At 59.9% G+C, this 23072-nt stretch carries 22 protein-coding genes and 1 pseudogene; 13 read left to right on the top strand and 10 right to left on the bottom strand.

Translation table 11 applies throughout. The features are described 5' to 3' along the window. Positions 1-17: 17 nt before the first annotated feature. Positions 18-371 carry a cupin domain-containing protein gene (locus ACYP2A_RS10765; protein ID WP_459744980.1) on the top strand — a complete coding sequence of 118 codons (354 nt, stop codon included), beginning with the start codon at positions 18-20 and terminating at the stop codon, positions 369-371. On the opposite strand, the gene ACYP2A_RS10760 is transcribed toward ACYP2A_RS10765, so the two are convergent. Together ACYP2A_RS10760 and ACYP2A_RS10755 are read right to left on the bottom strand one after the other, a co-directional pair. Then, positions 343-1521: a M20 aminoacylase family protein gene (locus ACYP2A_RS10760; RefSeq protein ID WP_459744979.1), complete on the bottom strand. Its 1179-nt coding sequence runs from the start codon at positions 1519-1521 to the stop codon at positions 343-345. The genes ACYP2A_RS10765 and ACYP2A_RS10760 overlap by 29 nt on opposite strands. A gap of 3 nt (positions 1522-1524) precedes the next feature. After that, positions 1525-2844, bottom strand: a complete 1320-nt coding sequence (locus ACYP2A_RS10755) for an MFS transporter (protein ID WP_459744978.1) — start codon at positions 2842-2844, stop codon at positions 1525-1527. Between the two features lie 384 nt (positions 2845-3228). Between ACYP2A_RS10755 and ACYP2A_RS10750 the strand changes: the two genes are divergently transcribed. Beyond that, entirely contained in the window at positions 3229-4356 is a 1128-nt protein-coding gene (locus ACYP2A_RS10750) for a porin (RefSeq protein ID WP_459744977.1), read from the top strand. Here the strand turns inward: ACYP2A_RS10750 and ACYP2A_RS10745 are convergent. Together ACYP2A_RS10745 and ACYP2A_RS10740 are read right to left on the bottom strand one after the other, a co-directional pair. Next, a complete protein-coding gene (locus ACYP2A_RS10745) occupies positions 4344-5276 on the bottom strand; it encodes a LysR family transcriptional regulator (RefSeq protein WP_459744976.1) in 933 nt (310 codons plus the stop codon). The genes ACYP2A_RS10750 and ACYP2A_RS10745 overlap by 13 nt on opposite strands. 79 nt (positions 5277-5355) lie before the next feature. Next, complete coding sequence (locus tag ACYP2A_RS10740) at positions 5356-5586, bottom strand: DUF6429 family protein (RefSeq protein ID WP_459744975.1); 231 nt, start codon at positions 5584-5586, stop codon at positions 5356-5358. Positions 5587-5755: 169 nt separating this feature from the next. On the opposite strand from ACYP2A_RS10740, the pseudogene ACYP2A_RS10735 reads away from it, so the two are divergent. Then, positions 5756-6064, top strand: a pseudogene (locus ACYP2A_RS10735) (type II toxin-antitoxin system RelE/ParE family toxin). Next, positions 6061-6420 (top strand): addiction module antidote protein, encoded by a 360-nt coding sequence (locus ACYP2A_RS10730; protein ID WP_459744974.1) that lies wholly within the window; start codon positions 6061-6063, stop codon positions 6418-6420. The pseudogene ACYP2A_RS10735 and the gene ACYP2A_RS10730 overlap by 4 nt, the downstream one beginning before the upstream one ends. A gap of 79 nt (positions 6421-6499) precedes the next feature. On the opposite strand, the gene ACYP2A_RS10725 is transcribed toward ACYP2A_RS10730, so the two are convergent. Both ACYP2A_RS10725 and ACYP2A_RS10720 read right to left on the bottom strand, forming a co-directional pair. Continuing rightward, positions 6500-7855, bottom strand: coding sequence for an MFS transporter (locus ACYP2A_RS10725; RefSeq protein ID WP_459744973.1), 1356 nt, complete (start codon positions 7853-7855; stop codon positions 6500-6502). A gap of 134 nt (positions 7856-7989) precedes the next feature. Then, complete coding sequence (locus tag ACYP2A_RS10720; RefSeq protein WP_459744972.1) at positions 7990-8928, bottom strand: 2-hydroxyacid dehydrogenase; 939 nt, start codon at positions 8926-8928, stop codon at positions 7990-7992. 131 nt (positions 8929-9059) lie between these two features. On the opposite strand from ACYP2A_RS10720, the gene ACYP2A_RS10715 reads away from it, so the two are divergent. Further along, entirely contained in the window at positions 9060-9950 is an 891-nt protein-coding gene (locus ACYP2A_RS10715; protein WP_459744971.1) for a LysR family transcriptional regulator, read from the top strand. A 319-nt stretch (positions 9951-10269) separates the two neighbouring features. On the opposite strand, the gene ACYP2A_RS10710 is transcribed toward ACYP2A_RS10715, so the two are convergent. After that, positions 10270-11190 (bottom strand): helix-turn-helix transcriptional regulator, encoded by a 921-nt coding sequence (locus ACYP2A_RS10710; protein WP_459744970.1) that lies wholly within the window; start codon positions 11188-11190, stop codon positions 10270-10272. 538 nt (positions 11191-11728) lie between these two features. Here ACYP2A_RS10710 and ACYP2A_RS10705 point away from each other — a divergent pair. The 4 genes from ACYP2A_RS10705 to ACYP2A_RS10690 all read left to right on the top strand — a co-directional run bounded on the left by ACYP2A_RS10705 (position 11729) and on the right by ACYP2A_RS10690 (position 15669). Beyond that, positions 11729-13081 (top strand): MFS transporter, encoded by a 1353-nt coding sequence (locus ACYP2A_RS10705; protein ID WP_459744969.1) that lies wholly within the window; start codon positions 11729-11731, stop codon positions 13079-13081. Between the two features lie 99 nt (positions 13082-13180). Beyond that, positions 13181-13873 (top strand): fumarylacetoacetate hydrolase family protein, encoded by a 693-nt coding sequence (locus ACYP2A_RS10700; RefSeq protein WP_459744968.1) that lies wholly within the window; start codon positions 13181-13183, stop codon positions 13871-13873. 38 nt (positions 13874-13911) lie between these two features. Then, positions 13912-14673 (top strand): SDR family oxidoreductase, encoded by a 762-nt coding sequence (locus tag ACYP2A_RS10695; protein WP_459744967.1) that lies wholly within the window; start codon positions 13912-13914, stop codon positions 14671-14673. Positions 14674-14712: 39 nt separating this feature from the next. Beyond that, positions 14713-15669, top strand: coding sequence for a 2-hydroxyacid dehydrogenase (locus ACYP2A_RS10690; protein ID WP_459744966.1), 957 nt, complete (start codon positions 14713-14715; stop codon positions 15667-15669). 206 nt (positions 15670-15875) lie between these two features. Here the strand turns inward: ACYP2A_RS10690 and ACYP2A_RS10685 are convergent, their stop codons facing one another. The 3 genes from ACYP2A_RS10685 to ACYP2A_RS10675 form a co-directional block, all read right to left on the bottom strand. After that, positions 15876-16961, bottom strand: coding sequence for an RHS repeat-associated core domain-containing protein (locus ACYP2A_RS10685; protein WP_459744965.1), 1086 nt, complete (start codon positions 16959-16961; stop codon positions 15876-15878). Between the two features lie 132 nt (positions 16962-17093). Then, positions 17094-18218: an RHS repeat-associated core domain-containing protein gene (locus ACYP2A_RS10680; protein ID WP_459744964.1), complete on the bottom strand. Its 1125-nt coding sequence runs from the start codon at positions 18216-18218 to the stop codon at positions 17094-17096. A 341-nt stretch (positions 18219-18559) separates the two neighbouring features. Then, positions 18560-19693, bottom strand: a complete 1134-nt coding sequence (locus ACYP2A_RS10675; RefSeq protein ID WP_459744963.1) for an RHS repeat-associated core domain-containing protein — start codon at positions 19691-19693, stop codon at positions 18560-18562. 174 nt (positions 19694-19867) lie between these two features. Here ACYP2A_RS10675 and ACYP2A_RS10670 point away from each other — a divergent pair, with 174 nt between their 5' ends. The 4 genes from ACYP2A_RS10670 (at position 19868) to ACYP2A_RS10655 (ending at position 22878) form a co-directional block, all read left to right on the top strand. Then, complete coding sequence (locus ACYP2A_RS10670) at positions 19868-21190, top strand: NAD(P)/FAD-dependent oxidoreductase (RefSeq protein WP_459744962.1); 1323 nt, start codon at positions 19868-19870, stop codon at positions 21188-21190. Between the two features lie 21 nt (positions 21191-21211). After that, positions 21212-21988 (top strand): NAD(P)-binding domain-containing protein, encoded by a 777-nt coding sequence (locus ACYP2A_RS10665; protein WP_459744961.1) that lies wholly within the window; start codon positions 21212-21214, stop codon positions 21986-21988. A gap of 174 nt (positions 21989-22162) precedes the next feature. Continuing rightward, a complete protein-coding gene (locus tag ACYP2A_RS10660; RefSeq protein ID WP_459744960.1) occupies positions 22163-22513 on the top strand; it encodes a cupin domain-containing protein in 351 nt (116 codons plus the stop codon). An 11-nt stretch (positions 22514-22524) separates the two neighbouring features. After that, positions 22525-22878, top strand: a complete 354-nt coding sequence (locus ACYP2A_RS10655) for a RidA family protein (protein WP_459744959.1) — start codon at positions 22525-22527, stop codon at positions 22876-22878. Positions 22879-23072 lie beyond the last annotated feature (194 nt).

Raw genomic sequence — 23072 nt, 5'->3', positions numbered from 1 at the left:
GGCAGGAATTTTCACCGATGAGCGCAGCCGCCAATCTGTTCACGCCACTGCCCGATGCCCGCCAGGCCGAGGTCTTCACCGACCTGCTTGCAAGGCCTGGCTGCCGCATCGAGCGCATTGTCTCCTTCGGCCAGACCACGCCCGCCGACCGGCCTTATCGCCAGCCGCACGAAGAATGGGTTGTGGTCCTGAGCGGTGCCGCATGCATCCTGATGGATGGCATCGAAACCGCCCTGGCCCCCGGCGATCACTTGTTGATTGCGGCCGACAAGGAACACCGCGTGACCTTCACCGACCCGACCCAGCCCACCGTATGGCTGGCAATCCATCTCGGAGAGGCGGCTATACCAGAAAGTCTTCCACCAGCCTGACCCAGCAATCGGCGCCCAGACCAATCAACTGGTCGTTGAAGTCGTAATGCGGGTTATGCACCGAGCAGCCATGAAACTCGCCTTCGCCATTGCCCAGCATGAAGTAGCAGCCCGGCACTTCGGCGAGCATCCAGGCAAAGTCCTCGGTGCCCATGACTTTGGGGCCGTGGCTGTGCAGGTTGCCGGGTTTGAACAACGGCTCCAGGCTTTGCCGCACCCTTTGTGTTTCAGCCGGGTGGTTGATCAGGGCCGGGGCCAGTTGGGTGATCTGCACGTCGATGCGCACGCCGAACGATTGCTCGTGGCCGCGAACGATCTGTTCCAGGCGCTGATTGATTTTCTGTTGGGTCATGAGCGTGTCGGTGCGCACGCTGATCAGCATGCTGGCCTCGTCAGGAATGATGTTGTAGACACTGCCTGCCTGCAGCATGCCGATGCTGATTACCGCATATTCCTCTGGCCCCAGATTGCGCGACTTGATGGTCTGGATGGCCGTGATCAGGCTGGCCACCACCGGCACCGGGTCCACCGCCAGCTCCGGCATGGCGCCGTGTCCGCCCTTGCCGGTAATCGTCACCTGCACCCGTTCGGAGGACGCCATGGTCGGCCCCGCCTGAACCACGGCGGTGCCCACTGGCGCGCCGGGCATGTTGTGCAGGGCAAAAATCGCATCGCACGGAAAACGCTGGAACAGGCCGTCGTCGATCATCGCCTTGGCGCCGCACAAGCCTTCTTCGTCGGGCTGGAAAATCAGGTTCAGCGTGCCGTTGAAGTCGCTGCCGTGCGCCAGACGGTAGGCCGCTGCCAGCAGGATTGCCGTGTGCCCGTCATGACCACAGGCATGCATGCGCCCGGCAATCTGGCTGGCATGGGCAAAGGCGTTTTTCTCCTGCATGGGCAGCGCATCCATGTCGGCGCGCAGGCCGATACAACGGCTACCGTGGCCTTTTTTCAGCACCCCGACCAGACCGTGCCCGCCGATACCGCGATGCACCTGGTAGCCCCATTGCGCCAGTCTGGCGGCCACCAGCTCGGCGGTGTGCGGTGTGTCGGCGCCCAGCTCGGGCGCGGCATGAATCTGCTGGCGCAAGGTCACGAAGGTCTGCAGTTCGCTTTCGCTAAAGGTGGTGCTGCTGTGATGAGTAGGCATGGTTCAGGCTCTCCCGATATTTTCTGGAAACAACTTCAGGCAGGTCAGGCTGATCACCCCGCCGGCCAACAGGTAAAAGGCGGGCGCTACGGGATCGTTGAGGGTTGCGGTCAGCCATGTCGCGATCAGGGGAGAAAAACCGCCGAACAGGGTCACGCCAAAGCTGTAGCTGACCGAGGTGCCAAGGGCCCGCTGCGATTTGTCGAAGCCTTCCATGATCATGGCGAAAAACGCCCCGGAGCCGATGCAGCCGGGCAACACCAGCAGCGCCACGATCAGCATCGCCGCGTACAGGTCAGTGGTCTGCGACAACAGCCACAAGGCCGGCCACGCGGCAATGACGGGAAACGTAATCGTCCACACCAGCAACTTTTTGCGCAGGCCGTGGCGGTCGGCATAACGTCCGGCAATCGGCGTGATGACGGCCAGGCATGCGGCTGCCACGCAGGCAATCGCCAGGGCGCTGCGCTGCGGATAGTGCAGGGTGGTGACCAGATACGACGGCATATAGAAAATGAACAGGTACATGCCGATGGTCGCGCTGGCCATCAGGCCGGTGGCCAGAACGGTATTGCGCAGGTCGATCACTTTGCGCCAGTGCGGCCTGGCAGCGGCTGACGGCAGTGCAGCGGGCGCAGCCTGCTCAAGGGTTTCCGGCAGGCAGCGGCGGATGTACCAACCGACCGGGCCGATCAGCAGGCCGATCACGAACGGAATGCGCCAGCCCCAGTCTTCAAGATCAGGCGTACTCATGACACTGCTCAGCAGCAGGCCGATGCCGGCACCGACCAGCGCCGCGTAGCCTTGGCTGGCCGCTTGCCAGCTGACACTGCGGCAACGGTTACGGGTCGAGGCCGACTCCATCATCAATACCGAGGCGGTGCCGATCTCACCACCGGCAGAAAACCCCTGGGTCAGGCGGCCGATGACTAACAGCACCGTCCCCAGCACCCCGGCCTGCTGATAAGTCGGGGCGAAGGCGATCAATGCGGTGCCCAGGGTCATCAGGAAAATGGTCAGCGTCAGGGCAGCCTTGCGACCTTTGCGGTCCGCGAAACGGCCGATCACCACGGCACCGATCGGCCGCATCAGAAACCCTACGCCAAAGGCGGTCAGCGACATCAACAACGAGGCGACCGGGGACTGCGCCGGAAAAAAGTTCTTGGCGATCACTACGGCAAAAAAGCTGTAGATGGTGAAGTCGTACATCTCCAGGGCATTGCCCAGCGCGCAGGCCACGGTCGCTTTTCTCGAGCCGACAGCGGGACTGTCGAGCCTTGGGGTGCCATGGGCCAGGGAGGTATCCGGGTGCAGGGTGGTCATGGGGCTCTCTCCGAGTCGTTCGTGTTGTCGAGACGAACTATCGGGCAACTCTCGGGATGAATCACTTGCGCTTTTTGCAGGCAATTTACCAATCGTTAATTTGCTGGCGCTCAGGCCCGTGCCAGCGCTCCAACACAGTGCGGGCGCTTTCTGCCGAGGTGCGCTGTGCACCCATCGGAGACAAAAACCACCAACGATTTCTGGATTGAACAGGCGTTAAGCGCGTTTTCTTGCCGTTTCCAACGAATTCATCTGCCTTGAACCGGCCATTACGCGCAGCAAATTAACCAAACGGCATAGCACTGCAAAATTGACGATTTCCAGCCCGTTTTATTTTCATACAGCCTGCAAACCCTCAGCCATCCGGTTAATGGAGCGTGTGCAATGGGCAAATCATCATCACTGGTCGCCCTGTTGGTCGGGTTCGGCCTGCCGGCTGCCAGCCAGGCTGAAGGGTTTCCTGGCCTGGCGCGGGTGGCGTCGGGGTTTGGTTACTACAACGTCGACAAAGGCTATGACGATAAGCTCAGGTTGTATGGCACCGTCGATGCCTTCGTGAACTATCAGGATTCCGGGCACTACTCGGGGTTCAAGGTCGTCGGCGGCGGCGCCTGGACCAACAAGCTGGGGCTGTACATGCGCAAGGCGCTCGATGCGGACACGGTCCTTGAGGTGGATGTCGAAGAGGGCTTCAACCTCAATGGTCAGGCGCTGGATGCACACTGGAAGCAGGTCGGTACGTTACGCCTGGCGGTCGCGGCATTGCGCTCGCGTCACTACGGCAAAGTGGAGTTCGGCAAAACCTACGGCATGGGCACGCCCACCTTTGCCGATCCGTTCCTGGCCACCTATGGCTCGCTCTACACCTACCTGACCGCCCCGCCTGGCGGGCCCGGCGCCTTTTATCTGGATATGCGGCCCAAGCACACGCTGGCCTACACCACCCCGAAATTCGGCGGTTTCAGTCTGGGCAGCGCGTTGAGTTTCGGCCTGAACGACACCGCCAGCGCGGGCAGAACTTTGCGTGGCAAAGGCCTGAGTGTGCAGTACAGCAATGCCCGGTGGATCGTGCTGGGTTCGTTCAATGACTACCTCAGCGACCCATGGACAGACGGCAATCGCCAGCGCCAGACCCACAACCATTTCAAGAGCGCGTCGGTGTTTCATGACTTCGGGCCGCTGGCCGCCAGCCTGACCTGGCAGCGCCAGGATGTGGACTACCACGCCACACCGAGCATGAGCGCACTGACCTTTGGCCTGTCGGCACCGGTCGGCAAGGCGGACGTCGCACGCCTGGCGCTGGTCAGGCGCAGTGTCGACGCCGATGACAAGGATGCGTTCGGCGTGATGCTCGGCTATGACCACTTCCTGCGACCCAACTGGGCCATTTATGGCCGCATCGCGATGATCAGCAATCGCCCCGATTCAGCCATCAGCTATGCCGGTATCCCGCTTGAGCAAACGGGCGACGACCCGCAGAACCTGGCCATTGGCATGTACTACCACTTCTGACCGGCACGCTCGGCCAGCGACTCTGCCGCCAGCCTGGATTTGAGGCTGTAGAACAGATCCCGGGCCGAGGAGGTCAGGGCGTGGCGGTCGATGCAGACCAGGTAGATCGGGTACTCGGGAATGATTTCTTCGACTTCTACCCAGGCCAGCTCCGGCGTGAGTCCTGGCAGCAGGTTATTGCCGGTTGCCAGGTTGCTCAAGGTCATGAACGCATCGGCATTGGTGATCAGGCGCAAGGCCAGCAGCAAGGACGCACACTCGATGACTTTCTGCGGCGGGTGGATATCGTTGACATCGAACATCTGGTGAAACTGCGAAGAACGATCATCGACCTCATCCAGGCTGATCCAGTTGGCGTACTGCAACTGGCGCAGCGAGCGTGCGTGACGCAGCGGATTATCAAGGCTGCACACCACACGGCCTTCGATGCGATGCAGGGCTTCCCAATCCAGATTCAGGCGCTGGGTGTTCTGCTGCGAGGTGAGGGCAAAGTCCAGCGTGCCATCGCGCAGGCGCTGGAGAATATGGCTGGGGCGCTGCTCGATGAGCTTGATCCGTACCCGTGGGTTTTTCGCCTGGAAATCACTGATGCAGCGCTCGAACCCCGGCAGCATCGCCGTCAGCGACGTGACGCCGATGGCCACCTCGCCGACCGCCGTATCGTGAATATTGTCGGCCTCGATCTGCAGCCGGCGCATGCTCTCGACCGCCATGTGGGCGTGGCGAATGATACGTCGACCTTCCTCGGTCAGCGACATGCCCTTGTAGGTTCGCTGCAACAAGGTCAGCCCCAGCTCACGCTCCAGATCCTTGATCGAGCGGCTCAGTGCGGGCTGGGTCACATGCAGCCTCTGCGAGGCCTCATTGATACTGCCGCACTGGTTGATCGCGACCAGCGCTTTTATTTGGTGAAATTTCACGGTGACCGGCTCGCGTCTATCGATGGCTCTAGATAAAGCAAAAGGCCGGCCAGCGGCAAGTCATCAATCCTGCGAATGCTTAATCGGGCTTTCCGAACATCTCGTGGAACAGGCGCTTCGAACGTTCAAGACCTTCCGGCGTGAGCGCGACGGACTTGGCCTTGCCGACCGGGTCCCAGATCAGGCCCTTTTCATGCAGCCGACCAGTGGCCTGCCAGTCATGGTTTTTCCAGGCACGGTTCTCGTCGTGCAGGGTCAGGTAGAGCAGGGCAAGGACGGTGTCGTCGATCTTGTCTTCATCGATTTTCATGGTCGTTACTCCTATGTCATGGCACTGGATGAGAGGTGCGCATTCATCCAATGGCAAGCAAACTGTAAGACGAGCTCCTGGCGCATGCAAATGGGGCTGTCGAAGTTTATGCCGCGAGGGGAATGAGCTGCACGTCGACAAGGAGTAGCCAGTAGGCTACATTCTGCGCATGACGAATGAAATTAACACAACGCCTGAATTTGATGACTGGCTTGACAGGGTTAAAGACCCGATAGGCAAAGGTGCTGTCAGCGGACGGATCATCCGTGCAGAAGGTGGAAATTTTGGCGACACTGAGTGAGTAGGCGATGGTGTAAGTGAAATGCGCGTGTTCGTTGGTCCCGGATATCGCATCTACTATGTACGAACGGGTCAGACCCGTTACCTGATTCTTAACGGCAGTGATAAAACCGACCAGGACAGAGGCATCAAGCGAGCGAAAGAAATTCTCGACGCTTTGAGAGGTAAAAAACGATGAGCAACAATTTCAATCACGAAGACATGCCAATCCTCGATCTGGACTTGAGCGGCACCAAGCGTTTTGAAGCTTCCCGGTTCCTTGATAACCCTGAAGCCATCGCCGCATTTCTGTCAGAAGCCCTGAAGGCCCATGACCCACAAATTCTGATGCACGCCATGGCCGAAGTGGCCAAAGCCCGGGGTGTTAACCAGCTCGCTCAGGATGCAGGCGTTAACCGGGAGAGCCTTTACAAGACGCTCAAGGGTGGCGAGAAAACGCGTTTCGACACGATTCAGAAGCTGATGCTGGCCTTGGGCGTTGAGTTGACGGTAAAGCCAGCAGAACCGTTTATGGCATCTGGTCGGTCCCTCTGAGCCCGGTCAAGCACGGCAGCACAACGTAAAACCCCGGGGGCAAGCCTCCCGGGGTTTCTCTTTCAAAAGACCGATTAGGTCATTCTGGCTTACGAATCACCACCCGCTCAAACCTCCCGGCCAGCACGGTGTAGGCAAAGATCGCGACCAATCCGTGTGCCGCCACAAACCACAGCGCCGAGTTGAACGAGCCGGTGGTGGCCACGAAGTAGCCGATGACCACGGGCGTGATAATCCCTGCGGTATTGCCGATGCCGTTGAACACGCCGCCGCTCAGGCCGACCATGCCTTGCGGTGCGGTGTCTGACAGCACGGCCCAGCCGACCGCTGCCAGGCCTTTGCCGAAGAAGGCCAGGGCCATCAGCGCAATCACCATCCAGTTGGCGTCCACATAGTTGGCCGACACCAGGGTGGCCGACAGCGCCATGCCGATCACGAACGGTGTCTTGCGCGCCCGTGACGGATGCACGCCGCGACGGATCAGCCAGTCCGAGACCACGCCGCCCAGCACGCCACCGGAGAAGCCGCAGATCGCAGGCAAAGCCGCGACCCAGCCGGCTTCCATGATGGTCATGCCGCGGCCCTTGATCAGGTAGATCGGAAACCAGGTGATGAAAAAGTAAGTCAGTGCGGTGATGCAATACTGGCCCAGGTACACGCCCCACAAGGTGCGGCTGGTGAACAATTGTGCGACTTCACGCCATTGGGTCTTGGGTTTTTCGCTTTTGCGTTTTGATTCCAGATCGACCAGTGCGCCGCCTTCGCGCAGGTACTCCATTTCTGCCTTGCCCAAACGCGGGTGGCTGACCGGATCGTGATACAGCGCGAACCAGAAGAAGGTGGCGACGATGCCCAGCCCGCCCATCCACAGGAACACATGTTCCCAACCCATGCTGTGGGTCAGCCAGGCCATCAGCGGCGCGAACACCACCACGGCCATGTACTGCGCCGAGTTGAATAGTGCCGAGGCGGTGCCGCGTTCCTTGGTCGGAAACCAGCTGGAGACGATGCGGTTGTTGGCCGGGAAGGCCGGCGACTCCACCAGCCCGAGCATAAAACGCATGCCGAACAGCGCTACGGCGGCGGTCGAGCCGACCAGACCGATCCAGCCCACCGTGCCTTGCAGCATGGTGAACACCGACCACAAGAACAGGCTGCAACCGTACACCCGGCGCGCGCCGAAACGGTCGAGCAACCAGCCGCCGGGAATCTGCCCCAGCGCGTAGGCCCAGGCGAAGGCCGAAAAGATCATGCCGAGCATCATCGGATCCAGGCCCAGCTCTTTGACCACCTCGGTGCCGGCAATCGACATGGTGGCGCGGTCGGCATAGTTGAGGACGGTGACGACAAAAATCAGTGCAAGAATCACGAAACGATGACGGCCGACACGAGCCTCGGCCACCGCCGCGTCCATCGGCGCAGTTTTGCTATTCATGGTGCTCTCCGCTGGCCCTCATCGGGGCCAATGTTGTTCTTGGAAGGAGAAAGCGAATGGCTAAGTCCGCGTTGTGTGCTATGCCCGTAGGACCGGCTTTAGCCGGGAAGCAGACGCCGCCATTCACAAGCGAATCAGGCCGGAATGGCCACCTTGCGTTGCGCTTCGGCGAAGCAGGCCTGCAAGTGCGACAGGACGATCTCGCCCATGGCCAGGCGCGTCTGCTCGGTGGCGCTGGCGCGGTGCGGTTGCAGCACCACGTTGTCCAGTGCGCGCAGCGCTTCGGGCACATGGGGTTCGTTGGCGAACACATCCAGCCCGGCGCCGGCGATGGTGCCGTTCTGCAAGGCGGCGATCAGCGCGTCTTCATCGACCAGCTTGCCGCGTGCCACGTTGATGAAATACCCCTGCGGCCCCAGCGCCTCCAGCACCGGTGCGGTAATGATCGCCCGGCCCTGATCGGCGGAGGCGGCCAGCATCAGTGCATCGCTGTTGCGCGCCAGCTCCAGCAAGTCGGCGAAAAAGCGGTAGCCGGTCTGCGGCTGCTCGCGCAAATCGTTGTACTGAATGCTCATGCCGAAGGCCTGCGCACGGCGGGCAATCGCATGGCCGACCTGACCCAGGCCGACGATGCCGATGCGCGTGCCGCTGACCTTGCGCGCCAGCGGCTGATTGACCTTGCCCCACAGGCCGGTGCGCACAATGCGCTCGCCGACGGCCAGGTCGCGCAGGGTCATGATCAGCAAACCCATGGCCATGTCGGCCACGTCATCGGTCAACACGCCGGGCGTGGTGGTGACGCGCACGCCGCGCTCGGCGGCATGATCGAGGTCCACTGCATCGGTGCCGATGCCGCTGATGGCGATGATCTGCAAATTGGGCAGGCGATCCATCAGCGCATTGGACAAGCCCTTGGCGCCGCCGGTGACCACGCCGCGAATGCGCGGGCCGACCGCATTGAGCAGCGCGTCCTGATCGTCGGCCTGGTACAGACGGTGGACGTTGTAGCTGTGCAGCAGCCGCGCGTCGATGGGCGCCGGGACGGGTTGGGTCAGCAGGATATCTTGGGTCATCGTCGTCGCCTTCCTTTGAGTTGTCGTTGTAAAGGACTCTGAGAGTGGCGACAGCCTAGGAAAAACATCGATTCACGTCTAACATCCATAGTGAATGTATCGATACAAGAATTGAATCGTGGAGCGGCCCCTTGGAACTGCACCAACTGCGTTGTTTCGTCATGGTCGCCGAAGAGTTGCACTTCGGTCGGGCGGCGCAACGGCTGTTCATGACCCAACCGCCGCTGAGCCGGCAGATCCAGTTGCTGGAGCGTTCACTGGGTGTGCAGTTGCTCGATCGCAGCAACCGCCAGGTGCGCCTGACCGTGGCCGGCCGGCACTTTTTGCGCGATGCCCAGCATCTGCTGGCCTACACCGAACAGGCCAGCGACAGCGCCCGGCGTCTGGCCAGTGGCGAGGCGGGGCAACTGGTGATCGGTTTGACCGCCGTCAGCGGCTACAACCTGGTGCCGGAGTTGCTGAGCCGGGCAGGGCAGGTGCTGCCCGATATCGGTTTTGAACTGCACGAGATGGTCACCAGCGACCAGACCGAAGCGCTGGCGGCGAACATGATCGACATCGGTTTTGTGCGCAGTGCCGACCCGCGCCTGGGCTGGAGTTATCAACTGGCGAGCCGCGAACCGCTGATGGTGGTGATGCCTGCCGGACACCCGCTGGCCGAGCGCGCGCAATTGTCGGTCAAGGACCTGGTACACCACCCGTTCGTGATGTATTCGGCCAAGGAAGGTCGCTATTTCTACGACTGCATCGTCGGCCTGTTCGCCGCTGCTGGCGTGTCGCCGCGCTACCTGTATTACCTCAAGCAGACCCACTCGATTCTCGGCCTGGTGCGCGCAGGTTTAGGCATCGCCATCGTCCCGGCCTCGGCGCGTGAGCTGTACATCGGCTACCTGCAATTTCGCCCGCTGGCCGACGCCCAGCCGACGGCCGACATGTACATGGTCTACCGCGACGACAACGACAACCCGGCCCTGCCACGCTTCATCGACATGGCTCGCCGATTTTTTGTGCCAAACACTTGAAAACGACGAACGCGAAGTAGGAGGGAGCTCTGCTCGCGATTGAGTGCGAAGCGCTCACAGAAATCTGCGAAACGCTGCAAATCTACGACTGCTGCGCAGCCGATCGCGGTGGTCCGGCATTCCGGCAGATCGGGACGCCGACCGGCCCCTCCTACGATCCCATATTTGCTGCGTGACAGCGCGGCGCCGTGGCGGTGGGTGATCTCCTACAGATTGACGCTGGTCTAAGTTGTAGGAGGCTCTGCTGTGGGCGGCATTCCGACGAAGAGGCCGGCATGGGCAAAGACAGTAGTTGCCTCTTGCATTAGATTCGCAAAATTCACGACGGCTGCGTCTCCAGATCCAGCTGCTGGCGCCTGAACTGCCCCGGCGGCAAGCCGTGAATCTGCCTGAACCGCCGTGAAAAATACGCTTCATCGGCAAACCCGCACAGCCGCGCCACTTCACCCACCGGTTTAGTGCCGTTGAGCAAATAATTGCGCGCCGCGTGCATGCGCCGCTCCAGCACCAGCTCGCTGAAAGTCTTGCCGATTTCCTTGCGCAGCCAGTGGGTCAGGTACGTCGGTGACAGGTAGGTGGCGGCTGCCGCCTTGGTCAGGCTCAGTTCGGGGTCGTCCAGGTGCTTGCGCACGTATTCCGACATGCGCGTCAACGCATCGCGGCGGCTGGCCTGGGCGGCGTTGTTCTCGGCCAGTTGCTTGAGCGGCTCGGCGTAGAGCATGCACACCTTGCCGATCATCTGCAGCAGCAGGCCCTTGATCATCTCGCGGGTGCCGAACTGGCGCTGCGGGTCCAGATCGCGCATCTGCCGCACCAGCGCACAGACCTGATCGAAATCCTCCTGTTCGAGGATAAAGTCCAGGTGCTCCTGAAAGCGAAACGGCGACAGCTCCGGCGCCAGCATGATCGACACTTCTTCCAGGTCCATCGGGTCGCACTGCAAATGCGGCAGCAAAAAGGTCTGGGAAAAGTTGATCACCATGAAATGGTTATCGGCAGGGTGCGGGATCACATGCATGCGGTGCGGCAGGATGAAGGCCAGGGCATTGCGCGGAAAGGGCCGTTGCACATTGCCGATGTGTTGCACGGTGTCGCCGCCCAGATTGACCTGAATCTGGAAATACTCGTGACGATGCAACCCCGTTTCGGCGCGGCGGGCCTTCTCGTCGCGGATGTAAAAGTCGGCGCGTTCACTGCGCTGCTGCATGCCGTAGGTCGGTACCCGGCTGGCTGACTGCATGTGGGTCTCCCTTTTGTTGTTGGATGGCCTGAGGGATGTTGAAGCGATTCTGTCCAGCGCAGCCTCGGCTGGCAAGCGACGTACGATGACTTGCGTCAGGGCCTGTTTGGACGATTCCAGTCAGGCGTGCAAAAACCATAACCCTCGGCGTTCGGCATGAAAAGGCTCTGGCACAAGGGTTTAGCAAGAATTAACAGCGCGCGCCAAGACGCTGGAAAAACCGGGCTTTTTTGGACAACCCGGATTCATCCAGGTTTTCAGTGAAAAAACGTTCTAACCCGTTCGTTGATTTTTAGCGGTCGTACGACCACCTTGATAGGCGTCGCAGTAGACATCGCCAACAATAATCAAAAGGTGCTCGCACAATGACAACCCTCCTTCGCTCGACCAGACCGCCCGACAGGTGCCCATCGAGTCTGCCCCTCAAAGGCTGATTCAACCCCCATCCGATCCAGTACAGCACACGCCTTCCATGCTCGGGAGGGCCGGTCCTGTTTTGCCTGAAAACCTCGATATCCCAAAAACAAAGAGGTCATCCATGTCGAGTCTTCCCAATTCCCAGGCTGCGTCTGTCGCCACCAGCGCCGTCCCCAATGAAGCCGCAGGCTCTGCCGTGCGGCTGCCCACCCGTCGACGCTGGTTCATGCTCAGCCTGTTGTTGATCGCGACCATCATCAACTACGTCGACCGGGTCAACATCTCCATCGCCGCGCCCTTCATGGCCAAGGACCTGGGGCTGGACAAGATCGAGATGGGCCTGATCTTTTCCGCCTTCGCCTGGACTTACGCGCTGGCACTGGTACCGGCCGGTTTCGTCGCCGACCGCTTCGGTTCAAGGCTGACCTACGGTGTGTCGCTGATCAGTTGGTCGGCGGTCACCGTCTGCCAGGGCCTGGCCAACGGCTTTACTTCACTGTTCGGCCTGCGCCTGGCCGTCGGTGCGATGGAAGCGCCGGCATTTCCGGCCAATAGCCGTGCGGTCACGGTATGGTTCCCGGCGCGCGAGCGCGGCATGGCCAGCAGCATCTACGTGTGCGGCCAGTACCTGGGCACCGCGCTGTTTACCGGCCTGCTGCTGTGGCTGGCGACGACTTACGACTGGCGCCACGTGTTCTACAGCACCGGTGCTGTCGGTATCATTTTCGGCGTGGTCTGGCTGTTTCTGTACCGCGATCCGCTGAGCTGCAAGAAGGTCAGCAAAGAAGAACTCAAGTACATCGAAGACGGCGGCGGCCTGGTCAAAAGCAGCCAGGAACGCACCAAATTCAACTGGCGGCAGATTGCCGAGCTGTTTCGCTATCGCCAGGTCTGGGCGATCTGCATCGGCAAGTTCGCCAGCACCTCGGCGCTGTATTTCTTCCTGACCTGGTTCCCTACCTACCTCATCGAAGAGCGCCAGTTGACCACCATCAAGGTCGGCATCTTCGCGATCATGCCGTTCATTGGCGCAACCATCGGCATCCTGCTGGCCGGCGCGATCTCTGACTTGCTGATCCGCCGCGGCTTCAGCATGTCGTTTGCCCGCAAGCTGCCGCTGGTGGTCGGCTCGATGCTGGGCATGTCCATCGTGCTGGTCAATTTCACCGACTCCAATGTGGTGTGTATCGCGATTCTGACCATCGCCTTCTTCGCCCAGGGCATCGCCTCGTCGTCGTGGGCAGCGGTGTCGGAAATCGCGCCCAAGGAGCTGATAGGTCTGACCGGCGGCGTCACCAGCCTGGCGGCCAATATCGGCGGCATCGTCACCCCGATCGTGATCGGCGCCATCGTGCAGTCCACCGGCAATTTCTCGCTGGCCTTCTGGTTCATCGGCGCGGTGGCCTTGATGGGCACCTTGTCGTACTCGCTGCTGCTGGGCCGGCTGTACCGGATTCAACTGCAGACTCGCTAAGTCGCCCGTTAAGTCCAAGGCAAAGCGGCTTTCGTCCAACTTTAAAGACGCAGACCGCTTTAGCCTGACACCACATCAAGAACAATGAGCTTGCCGACCATGAATGATTTCGTCTTCACCCCCGTCCCGCAGCCCAGCCTGCCGATTGTCGGCAGCACTCAGCGTTTTCCGGTCAGCCGGGTGTTCTGCCTGGGCCGCAACTATCCCTGGAGCGACGCTCAAGGCCAAGCCCGCACGGTACCGCTGTTTTTCATGAAACCGGCCAGCTCGGTGATCGAAGCCGGCAGCGAAATCGCCTACCCGGTGCAAACCGATGAGTTTTGCCACGAGATCGAACTGGTGGTCGCCATCGGTACGGGTGGCGCCGACATTGCCGAAAGCCAGGCACTGGAACACGTCTGGGGCTATGCCGCCGGTCTGGATCTGACCCGCCGCGACCAGCAGCGCGCCGCCAAACAGGCCGGCATGCCATGGGAAGGCGCCAAGGCCTTCGACGGCTCGGCGCCGATCACTGCGGTCCAGCCGGTCAGCAGCCAGGGGCATGCTGAGCACGGCGCCGTGTGGCTGAGCGTCAATGGCACCGAACGCCAGCGCTCGCAACTCGAAAGCCAGCTGTGGTCGGTGGCTGAAATCGTCAGCCACTTGTCGCGCACCGTCACCCTGTTGCCGGGCGATCTGATCATGACCGGCACCCCTGAAGGCGTGGCCGCGCTGGAGCCGGGCGACCTGATCAGCGCAGGCGTTGAAGGGGTCGGCAACATCGAAGTTCGCGTGGGCCAACGAGCGGCCTGAAACGCTCTATCAGACAGCGCATCAACAGGAGAACAACAATGACCAACAAACCTTCGAAAATCGCCCTGGTCACCGGTGCCGGCAGTGGCATCGGTAAAGCCGTCGCCTTCGGCCTGCTGGAAGACGGCTACACCGTGGTGCTTGCCGGCCGACGCCTGGAGCCTTTGCTCAGCGTCGCCGAAGAAGCCGCCGCCAAAGGCTGGCAGGCCATGCCGGTGGTCACCGATGTGCGCGACCCGGTCAGCGTCAAGGCACTGTTTGCTACCGTCGAAGAACGCTTCGGCCGTCTCGATGTGATCTTCAACAATGCCGGCGTCAACGCCCCTGCCGTACCGATCGACGAACTGCCGCTGGAAACCTGGGATAACGTCATCGCCACCAACGTCAACGGCGTGTTCCTGTGCTGCCGCGAGGCCTTCGGCCTGATGCGCCGCCAGCAGCCACAGGGCGGCCGGATCATCAACAACGGTTCGATTTCCGCCCACTCGCCACGCCCGTTCACCTCGCCTTACACCGCCAGCAAACACGCCGTACTGGGCCTGACCAAAGCCCTGGCCCTGGACGGTCGTGAATTCGATATCGCCGTCAGCCAGATCGACATCGGCAACGCCCTGACCGAACTGTCCGAGCGCATGACCCGTGGCGTGCGCCAGGCCAACGGCCAGATCGCCGTCGAACCGATGGTCGACGTCCAGCACATCGCCGATGCAGTGCGCTACATCGCAGGACTACCGCTGTCGGCCAACGTCCTGAACATGACCGTCATGGCTACCAAGATGCCCTTCGTCGGGCGCGGTTAATCGCATCTACCCATTATTGATTTCGCCCAAAGGTGATCCATGAAACCCGAAGTCCTGCAGCTCAGCCCGATCCTTATTCCGCAGATTCGCGAGCGCCTCGAAGAACTGTTCGTCATCCGCCCCTATTACCAGCAAACCGACAAAGCCGCTTACCTCGCCGAACACGGTCCCAACATCCGTGGCGTCATCACCGGCGGCCACACCGGGATCACCCGCGCCGTGCTCTCGCAACTGCCGCGCGTTGAAGTCGTCGCCGTCAACGGCGTCGGCACCGATGCCGTTGACCTTGCCTACTGCCGCGACCTGGGCATCCACGTCACCGCGACCATCGGGGCGCTCACCGAAGACGTCGCCGACCTGGCCATCGGCTTGCTGATCTCCGCCTGTCGTGGCCTGTGCACCAGCGACCGCTATGTGCGCAGCGGCGAATGGCAGCACAGCCCGACACCGCTGGCGCCGCTGCCACTGGCCCGGCAATTCAGCGGCATGCGCATCGGCATCGTCGGCCTGGGCCGTGTGGGCCGCGCCGTGGCCACCCGTGCGGCGGCCTTCGGTTGCCCGATCAGCTACACCGACCTGCAACCGCTGGCGGATGTCGATTACCGCTTCGTTGCCGACATCACCGAACTGGCCCGCGACAGCGACGCCCTGATCCTGGCGGCGGCTGCCGACGGCGGCAAAGCCATCGTCGACGCTCAGGTGCTGGAAGCGCTGGGCGATGAGGGCTACCTGATCAACGTGGCGCGCGGCAAGCTGATCAACGAAGACGACCTGGTCGCCGCCCTCAAGGCCGGCAAGATCGCCGGCGCCGGCCTGGATGTATTCGTGGATGAGCCGCGCGTGCCCGAGGTACTGTTCAGCAACGAAACCGTAGTGCTGCAACCGCATCGCGCCAGCGCCACCGTGCAGACCCGTACACGCATGGGCGAAATGGTGATTTCCAGCCTGGTGGATACGTTTGCCGGGCGTAAGCCCAATGCGTGTGTGACGGGTTGAAATCGATCGGTTAAGGTCCTGCGCGGACTTGTGGGAGGGGGCTCTGCCCGCGATGACGCAGGTACAGACGCAGCAGGCGCGCCGGTTTTACTGGCCCTGGCCGGTAGGAGCGGCTTTAGCCGTGATCGGCTGCGTCAGCAGTCTTAAAGTCTCAGCGCTTCATAGAGTCAGCGAATGCAACACGCGGCAGAGCCCGTTTCGCCGCATTAAGTTAGGGTTCGTATGTCGCGAGCAAGGTTGCTTGGTGATGAGTTGTTGGAGGGGCTAACAGAGGGGTAAAGCGTGACAGGTTTTGAACGTTTCATGGGTTTTAATACGCCCTTGTAATGGTAGGTGCCGTCAGGGTGTTTGATTATTTTTTCTGAGCGATTTTGTAAAAGTTGAATGATTCGATCAGTGGACGTACGTGAATAAAACAGCCCTTTATAACCCACTACTGGTTTTTGGAGTAGGTTTGAAAATTGTTGAGCGAGTGAGGATTGGCCGCTTGCAGAAAGGCATGCCATTAAGCTGGCCTGGTCATAACGGCTAAAGTCAATGCCCGCATCGACGGCCATTTTATAAAGGTCCTGTGGCGTGTGCCGTACAGAATTCAGCATCAAGGCATGATAGCCCTCTCTTAATTCGCTAGTAGCGTGTGCCTGAAACGCAATCGTTTTTAGTCCTTCGTTAGATATATATTCATAACTGATCATTCCGCCTTTAAAAAGCTTGAATTCAGTGCTCGGTGAATAACCAAAAAAAGCAATGATTTTTTTGAAAAAATTCCCCGTCGGATCCACTCGATTCACCGGATCCCCTCCACAATACCCATACGCATTCAACCCACCCTCGCCAAATGGACTTAAACTATCCGGACTATTGAACCGCATCAATACCGGATTGAACGCCCGATAACCATTGCCCAATAGATAATGCCCGGTCACCGGATCAAGCCGTTCGCTATTGAAGCCTGGCAGGTGCAAGGGCGCTTGCTTCGGCATACGAGTACCGTAAGGCATATAGCCGAACGCCCGTGACTGATCGCCGCCAAGGGCATGAATTACCGAGCCCGGTGCGTCAGTGGCAATCAATACATGTTCATGCTTGCCTGTATCTTGCTGCCACTGCGCCAGAAGCTGGTCTTGCGCCTGCAACCAAGAGGTGCCGATCTGTCCCTGAATGTCAGTGGTCAGCCTGTTCAGGTGGTAAAAGCAGCGTGTACCGGCTTGCCCAAGGGCAGAACTGCCAGCCAGACGGTCCAGCGGATCGTAGCGGTAGCGGCACAGTGGTTCGGGTTTTGGCAGGGACATGACCGGATACCTTGAGCGGAGCCTTTGTGCTCAGAGTCACCCTGTATGACGGCCTTGCCTACCTGTCAGATCTGACAGGTAGTTGTGCATGACCGCCGATCAGGTGATTACTACGAGGCACGGTAAATGTATTCAAAGCTTTGAGTGCCAGACTGGCGTGTACGAAAAATTTTTACTCAGGCCTCTTCCCGCTTTGAATATATTTTTTTTATAAACTATGGGCTGGAAAAGCAGATCGAATTTGCCATTCGGCAGTTGCCGTACGTGATGGGTTTTTTGGTTTATCTGGTCAAATATGTACTCAGGGCCGGGCTTGACGATGATTGAATCCATATACCCTTTAACGGGAAGCCCCGTCTCCTCTGCCAACCGTGCAGCCAATGAGTTATCGCCTCCATTTGCCGAATAACACACCCTGAGATCAATACCGGCGTAGTTGTCAGTGTTTGCGCCTGCTTTTGATATTTTGTAGTTCAGCAGCTCAGGGGTAATTGTCCCGTTTCCCATGGCCAGAGACGGATGTCCAAGTGCTGAAGGATGATTGCCATGAGCAGCGATCACCATCGTTAACTGACCATTTTTTTTAAGGTCATATAGGGAGACATTAGTGCCTAACGTTGTGGCATTGGTGGGCTGTGCACTGGTGGGCATAGACACCTGCGGCGTCACATTTCGGGCTTTCTTCATGAGACCTAGCCTGCGAAGAAAAGACTTGATCGGTAATGGGGTATGCCCACTCGGATCCACTCGATTCACCGGATCCCCCACACAATAGGCATACGCATTCAACCCACCCTCACCAAACGGGCTCAAACTGTCCGGGCTGTTGAAGCGCATCAGCACCGGATTGAACGCTCGATAACCATTGCCCAGCAAATAATGCCCGGTCACCGGATCCGGCCGTTCGCCATTGAAGCCCGGCAGGTGCAAGGGCGCTTGTTTCGGCGTCCGTGTGCCGTAAGGCATATAGCCAAACGCCCGTGACTGATCGGCGCCAAGGGCATGGATTACCGAGCCCGGTGCGTCAGTGGCAATCAATACACGATCATGCTTGCCTGCATCTTGCTGCCACTGCGCCAGAAGCTGGTCTTGCGCCTGCAACCACGAGGTGCCGATCTGTCCCTGAATTTCAGTGGTCAGCCTGTTCAGGCGATAGAGGCCGCGCGTTTCGGCTTGCCCGAGTGGCAAACAGCTGGCTAAACGATCAAGCGGATCGTAGCGGTAGCGGCACAGTGGTTCGGGTTTTGGCAGGGACATGATCGGATACCTTGAGCGGAGCCTTTGTGCTCAGAGTCACCCTGTATGACGGCCTTGCCTACCTGTCAGATCTGACAGGTAGTTGTGCATGACCGCCGATCAGGTGATTACTACGAGGCACGGTAAATGTATTCAAAGCTTTGAGTGCCAGACAGGCTTGCCTGTGAATATATCCATATACCTCTTGACGGGGAGCCCCGTCTCCTCTGCCAACCGTGCAGCCAATGAGTTATCGCCTCCATTGGCGGGGCGTAAGCCCAAGGCGTGCGTGACGGGTTGAGGCTAATCAAGGGCGTATCCACACTTCATCCGGGATGAGATGAAGTGTGCTGCGCACAGGATCAAGTCATGCTTTGGCGGCGTAGACGCTTCGAGTATCCCCTGAGCGAAAGGGAAGTGGGCAAGCTTTTTCTCCGGTAATTGGCAAACGTCACAGGTCGGTACTTGAACCCAACAAGCCTCTGCATCAAAGAGGGGTGCGTATCAATCATGAAAGCCGTTTTGGTTTTCACCATGCCAGCCTCGATAGGGGTGACGCCCCAGATGAGGGAAGAGGGAAAAGAATGCTGAATAAGCGTGGTACTCACAACGCCTTTGTAACCCACGACAGGTTTTTTCAATAACGCCGAAAGCTGCTTGGCAAAGGGGTTTCGGCCTGATCCCGAGTAACAGTTGAGTAGATGGAATTCATCGGTAAACTCTGTGCTTGGGCGCACATTGAGTTCATGGGCAATCTGCTGTGGAGAATATTCAAAGTGTTTTGAAACTAACGGATAATATCCCTCTGTCGGGGGGAACCCGCCATGCCCAATGAGATAAGTCGTCTTTTTGTTAACGACGGTTTCTGAAAATAAATAGAGCCCCTGATCTATTTCTGAAATGTGCTGCCCTGACGCGTAAAGGGTTTTGCTTTTGCCAAAGATCCCGCGAAAAAGCTGTTCGAAAAAACGCCCGCTCGGGTCCACCCGGTTAACCGGATCACCCACGCAATACGCATACGCATTCAATCCACCTTTATCAAACGGACTCACACTGTCCGGGCTATTGAACCGCATCAGCACTGGATTGAACGCTCGATAACCATTGCCGAGCAGATAATGCCCGGTCACAGGATCGCGTCGTTCGCCGTTGAAGCCCGGCCAATGCAAAGGCGTGTGAAGAGGATCGCGTGCGCCGTAAGGCATATAGGTAAACGCCTGTTGTTCCATGGTGCTTGATGCATGGATCACAGACCCCTGTGCGTCAGTGGCAACCAGTATGCCCTTGTTCGTGTTGGCGTCCTGCTGCCATAAAGCCAAATGATGATCTTCGATGCGCAGGCAAGAGGTCCGGATATGCCCCTGAATTTCAGTGGCCAGCCTGTTCAGGCGATAGAAGCAATATGTATCTGCTTGTTCAAGGGATGAGCAGCCAGCCAGACGGTCCAGCGGATCGTAGTGGTAGCGGCACAACGGTTCGGGGTTTGGCAGGGGCATGACAGGATACCTTGAGCGGAGCCTTTGTGCTCAGGGTCACCCTGTATGAAGGCCTTGCCTAGCTATCAGATCTGCTAGGTGGGGCTCATCCCACATGTCCTATGACTCGTCCCGCCTGTTATATGGCCCGCCCGCACCTCAATGCGATAGTGGCCAAAATAACAGGATATGAGCATGTTCGAGCGCACTGTAACCCCGGCAGATGATAACGGTTGTGGCTGGTTCCACCTGAGTCCGGCGCGTCAGGTACGTGCCGCGCACTCAGGTACGACGTCGGCGCGCTGGGTGGTGCTGGGTGCAGGCTTCACCGGGGTTGCCGCCGCTCGACAACTCGCCCTGCATTATCCCGATGATCAGATTGTGCTCATCGAGGCCCAGCAGGTTGGTTTTGGCGCTTCTGGGCGCAATTCCGGGTTTGCCATCGACCTGCCGCACGACATTGGCGCGCCCGATTACATCGGCGACCTGGCCACGGCGCGTATGAGCCTCAAGCTCAACCTGCGCGCCCAGAGCCTGCTCAAGCAACTCATTGCCCGACACGACATCGACTGCCAGTTACAAGCCGCCGGCAAGTACCAGGCCGCCGTCGAACCCAAGGGCATTGCAGTGCTGGAGGCCTATCGCAGCGGTCTGGACAAGCTTGGCCAGGCCTACGAGGTGATCGACGGCCAGGACATGTCCGATCACGTGGGCACGGGTTTTTATAAGCGCGGCCTGTACACGCCCGGCACCTATCTGCTGCAACCGGCTGCACTGGTCAAAGGCCTGGCCGACAGCCTGCCGGCCAATGTCACATTATTTGAAAACACCCGCATCCACAGCATTGAGCAGGGCAGCGACAAGGTCACGCTGATCCACGACAAGGGCCGCTTCATTGCCGACCAACTGCTACTGACCAACAATGCTTTCGCTGCCAACTTCGGCTTTCTCAAGGGCCGTCTGCTGCCGGTGTTCACCTACGCCAGCATGACCCGCCCGCTGACGCCCGCCGAGCAGGCCGAACTGGGTGGCAAGCCGACCTGGGGCATCATTCCTGCCGACCCGTTCGGCAGCACCCTGCGGCGCACCCCGGACCAGCGTCTGCTGGTGCGCAACAGCTTCAGCTTCAACCCTGACGGGCGCAGCCAGAAAAAGTACCTCGAACGCGCCGAACGCCAGCAGCGCGTGTCGTTCGAACGGCGTTTTCCGATGCTGTCCGCGCTGCCGTTCGACTACACCTGGGGCGGCTCGATGTGCCTGTCGCGCAACCACGAGTCGTTCTTCGGCAGCCTGGCGCCGCGCATTCATGGTGCGCTGTGCTGCAACGGCCTGGGCATCACCCGCGGCACCATCACCGGCACCTTGCTGGCCGACTGGCTGGCCGGCGAACGCGACGAACTGATCGACTTTTTGCTGTCGTCCGGCGGCCCGAACGCTAACCCACCCGAGCCGTTCCTGAGCCTCGGGGTCAACTTCAACCTGCGCCTGGGCCAGCGCCGCGCCGGGCTGGAAAGCTGAGCGGCCCAAGGAGGGTATAAGATGAAAAGTATTGGCATTCTGGGCGTCGGCGAACTGACCGAAAAAGTGGTGCATGGCCTGCGCAACGGCGGCTTCGACGGGGCCATTTTGCTGTCGCCGCGCAATCGCGAGCGCGGTCAGGCACTGGTCGCCGACTGTGCCTGTACGCAACTGCACAGCAACGCTCAAGTGGTCGAGCAGGCCGAACTGTTGATCGTCGGCGTGCGCCCGGCGGACCTCGCCACACTGGCCAGCGACGTCTCGATCAAACCCGGCCAGTGGCTGGTGTCGCTGGTCGCCGGCGAAGACCGCGACCGCCTTGCCGAACTGTTTCCCGCTGCACGTTGCGTGCGCGGCATGCTCTCGTATGCCGCCGAGTACAACCAGACCACTGTGGCCCTGACCCCGTCTGCGCCCGAGGTCGAGCAACTGTTGGGTTTGCTGGGCCGCCTGGTCGTGTTGCCCGATGACACGCAGTTCGAGCTGGGCACCGTGGCGGCGTGCATCAACGGCTGGTTCTACTTTCTGCTCCATGACCTGCAAAGCTGGCTGGCTGAAAAAGGCCTGCCTGAACCCTTGGCCCGGCAACTGCTGCTCAGCAGCCTGCAAGACTGCCTGGCCTGCGCCGAACAGCAGCCCGAACAAAGCCTCAAGGCCCTGGGCGAGCGCATTGCCACCCCCGGCACCTACACCGCCAATGGCCTTGCGCTGCTCAACCATTCACAAGCGGGCGCGCAATGGAAGGCCGCGTGCGAAGTGGTGCTCGATGGCTTGCTGACGCGTGCGCCCGGCGGCTGACAACACACCGCTACACCTCACCCACCCCCTTTACACCGTCGGCCTTCGGGCCATCCGGCGGGGGAATGTGCACCTCATAAAAAAGATAACTGGAGGCCATTATGTCCACGCAAAAACGCTCCGTAGAGGATGCGCCGCTTAATGCCTTTCACCTGAACTCAAGGACGCTTGCTCATGAGCAATGTGCTGACTGTCATCCGTAACACCGACAACGCCGAACTGGGCGAACCGGCCCCGGCCCGCCTGCCGATCGGCGAACCCATCGCCCAGGCACGTACTGCACAGGACCAGACCCGTGAGGCCGTCGGCGCCAGCATCGGTATCTGGGAAAGCAGCCCAGGCGTCTTCCGCCGGCACCTGAAAAACCGCGAGTTCAGCCATATCCTCAGCGGCTGGTGCATCTTCACCCCCGATGGCGGGGAACCTGTGACCCTCAAGGCTGGCGACGCGGTGCTGTTTCCGGAAAACTGCGAAGGCATCTGGGACATCCGCGAAACTTTGCGCAAGACTTACGTACTGTTTTAGGAGGGCAGGGCATGACCGTTATCGAACGCATCGACGCCGGCCCTCGCGCCAGTCAGATCATCACCGCCGCCGGGCGCTTCGAAACCTCCGGCATCGTCGCGCTGGAGCCGGGCGCGCAGGTTGATATCAGCACCCAGACCCGGTGCGTACTGCACCAGCTCGATGCCATGCTTGAACGGCTTGGCATCAACAAGGCGCGGGTAACGCGGGTGCAGATCTGGCTGAGTGATATGGCGGATTTTGCCGCCATGAACCAGGTTTATGACGCCTGGGCGGCCGAAGCACCACCGACCCGCGCCTGCGTGGGCGCGCCGTTGGTGGGGCCGGAGTATTTGATTGAGATTCAGGCGTCGGGGTATTTGTGAATGTGTTCTTACAATCCCTCACAAGAGCCGCTCAATCTGCTCTTGTGAGGGAGGCTGTTTATAAAGAGTTGGCGGTTGCAGGAACCGAGTGCAACACGGTCATTGAATTGAAGTGGGGGGCTCATGATACATACCCATCACCTCGGTAATCACTTCAATCGGACATCTGAAATCGAAGCGTTTACGAGGCCGAA

This window comes from Pseudomonas sp. 3A(2025), assembly GCF_054589175.1.
This window is presented reverse-complemented; position numbering and strand designations above follow the sequence as displayed.

Excerpts from the sequence above, each read along its gene's own strand:
- ACYP2A_RS10765 (WP_459744980.1), top strand. The coding sequence starts at position 18 with ATGAGCGCAGCCGCCAATCTGTTCACGCCACTGCCCGATGCCCGCCAG.
- ACYP2A_RS10760 (WP_459744979.1), bottom strand. The coding sequence starts at position 1,521 with ATGCCTACTCATCACAGCAGCACCACCTTTAGCGAAAGCGAACTGCAG.
- ACYP2A_RS10755 (WP_459744978.1), bottom strand. The coding sequence starts at position 2,844 with ATGACCACCCTGCACCCGGATACCTCCCTGGCCCATGGCACCCCAAGG.
- ACYP2A_RS10750 (WP_459744977.1), top strand. The coding sequence starts at position 3,229 with ATGGGCAAATCATCATCACTGGTCGCCCTGTTGGTCGGGTTCGGCCTG.
- ACYP2A_RS10740 (WP_459744975.1), bottom strand. The coding sequence starts at position 5,586 with ATGAAAATCGATGAAGACAAGATCGACGACACCGTCCTTGCCCTGCTC.
- ACYP2A_RS10730 (WP_459744974.1), top strand. The coding sequence starts at position 6,061 with ATGAGCAACAATTTCAATCACGAAGACATGCCAATCCTCGATCTGGAC.
- ACYP2A_RS10725 (WP_459744973.1), bottom strand. The coding sequence starts at position 7,855 with ATGAATAGCAAAACTGCGCCGATGGACGCGGCGGTGGCCGAGGCTCGT.
- ACYP2A_RS10720 (WP_459744972.1), bottom strand. The coding sequence starts at position 8,928 with ATGACCCAAGATATCCTGCTGACCCAACCCGTCCCGGCGCCCATCGAC.
- ACYP2A_RS10710 (WP_459744970.1), bottom strand. The coding sequence starts at position 11,190 with ATGCAGTCAGCCAGCCGGGTACCGACCTACGGCATGCAGCAGCGCAGT.
- ACYP2A_RS10705 (WP_459744969.1), top strand. The coding sequence starts at position 11,729 with ATGTCGAGTCTTCCCAATTCCCAGGCTGCGTCTGTCGCCACCAGCGCC.
- ACYP2A_RS10700 (WP_459744968.1), top strand. The coding sequence starts at position 13,181 with ATGAATGATTTCGTCTTCACCCCCGTCCCGCAGCCCAGCCTGCCGATT.
- ACYP2A_RS10695 (WP_459744967.1), top strand. The coding sequence starts at position 13,912 with ATGACCAACAAACCTTCGAAAATCGCCCTGGTCACCGGTGCCGGCAGT.
- ACYP2A_RS10690 (WP_459744966.1), top strand. The coding sequence starts at position 14,713 with ATGAAACCCGAAGTCCTGCAGCTCAGCCCGATCCTTATTCCGCAGATT.
- ACYP2A_RS10685 (WP_459744965.1), bottom strand. The coding sequence starts at position 16,961 with ATGTCCCTGCCAAAACCCGAACCACTGTGCCGCTACCGCTACGATCCG.
- ACYP2A_RS10680 (WP_459744964.1), bottom strand. The coding sequence starts at position 18,218 with ATGTCCCTGCCAAAACCCGAACCACTGTGCCGCTACCGCTACGATCCG.
- ACYP2A_RS10675 (WP_459744963.1), bottom strand. The coding sequence starts at position 19,693 with ATGCCCCTGCCAAACCCCGAACCGTTGTGCCGCTACCACTACGATCCG.
- ACYP2A_RS10670 (WP_459744962.1), top strand. The coding sequence starts at position 19,868 with ATGTTCGAGCGCACTGTAACCCCGGCAGATGATAACGGTTGTGGCTGG.
- ACYP2A_RS10665 (WP_459744961.1), top strand. The coding sequence starts at position 21,212 with ATGAAAAGTATTGGCATTCTGGGCGTCGGCGAACTGACCGAAAAAGTG.
- ACYP2A_RS10660 (WP_459744960.1), top strand. The coding sequence starts at position 22,163 with ATGAGCAATGTGCTGACTGTCATCCGTAACACCGACAACGCCGAACTG.
- ACYP2A_RS10655 (WP_459744959.1), top strand. The coding sequence starts at position 22,525 with ATGACCGTTATCGAACGCATCGACGCCGGCCCTCGCGCCAGTCAGATC.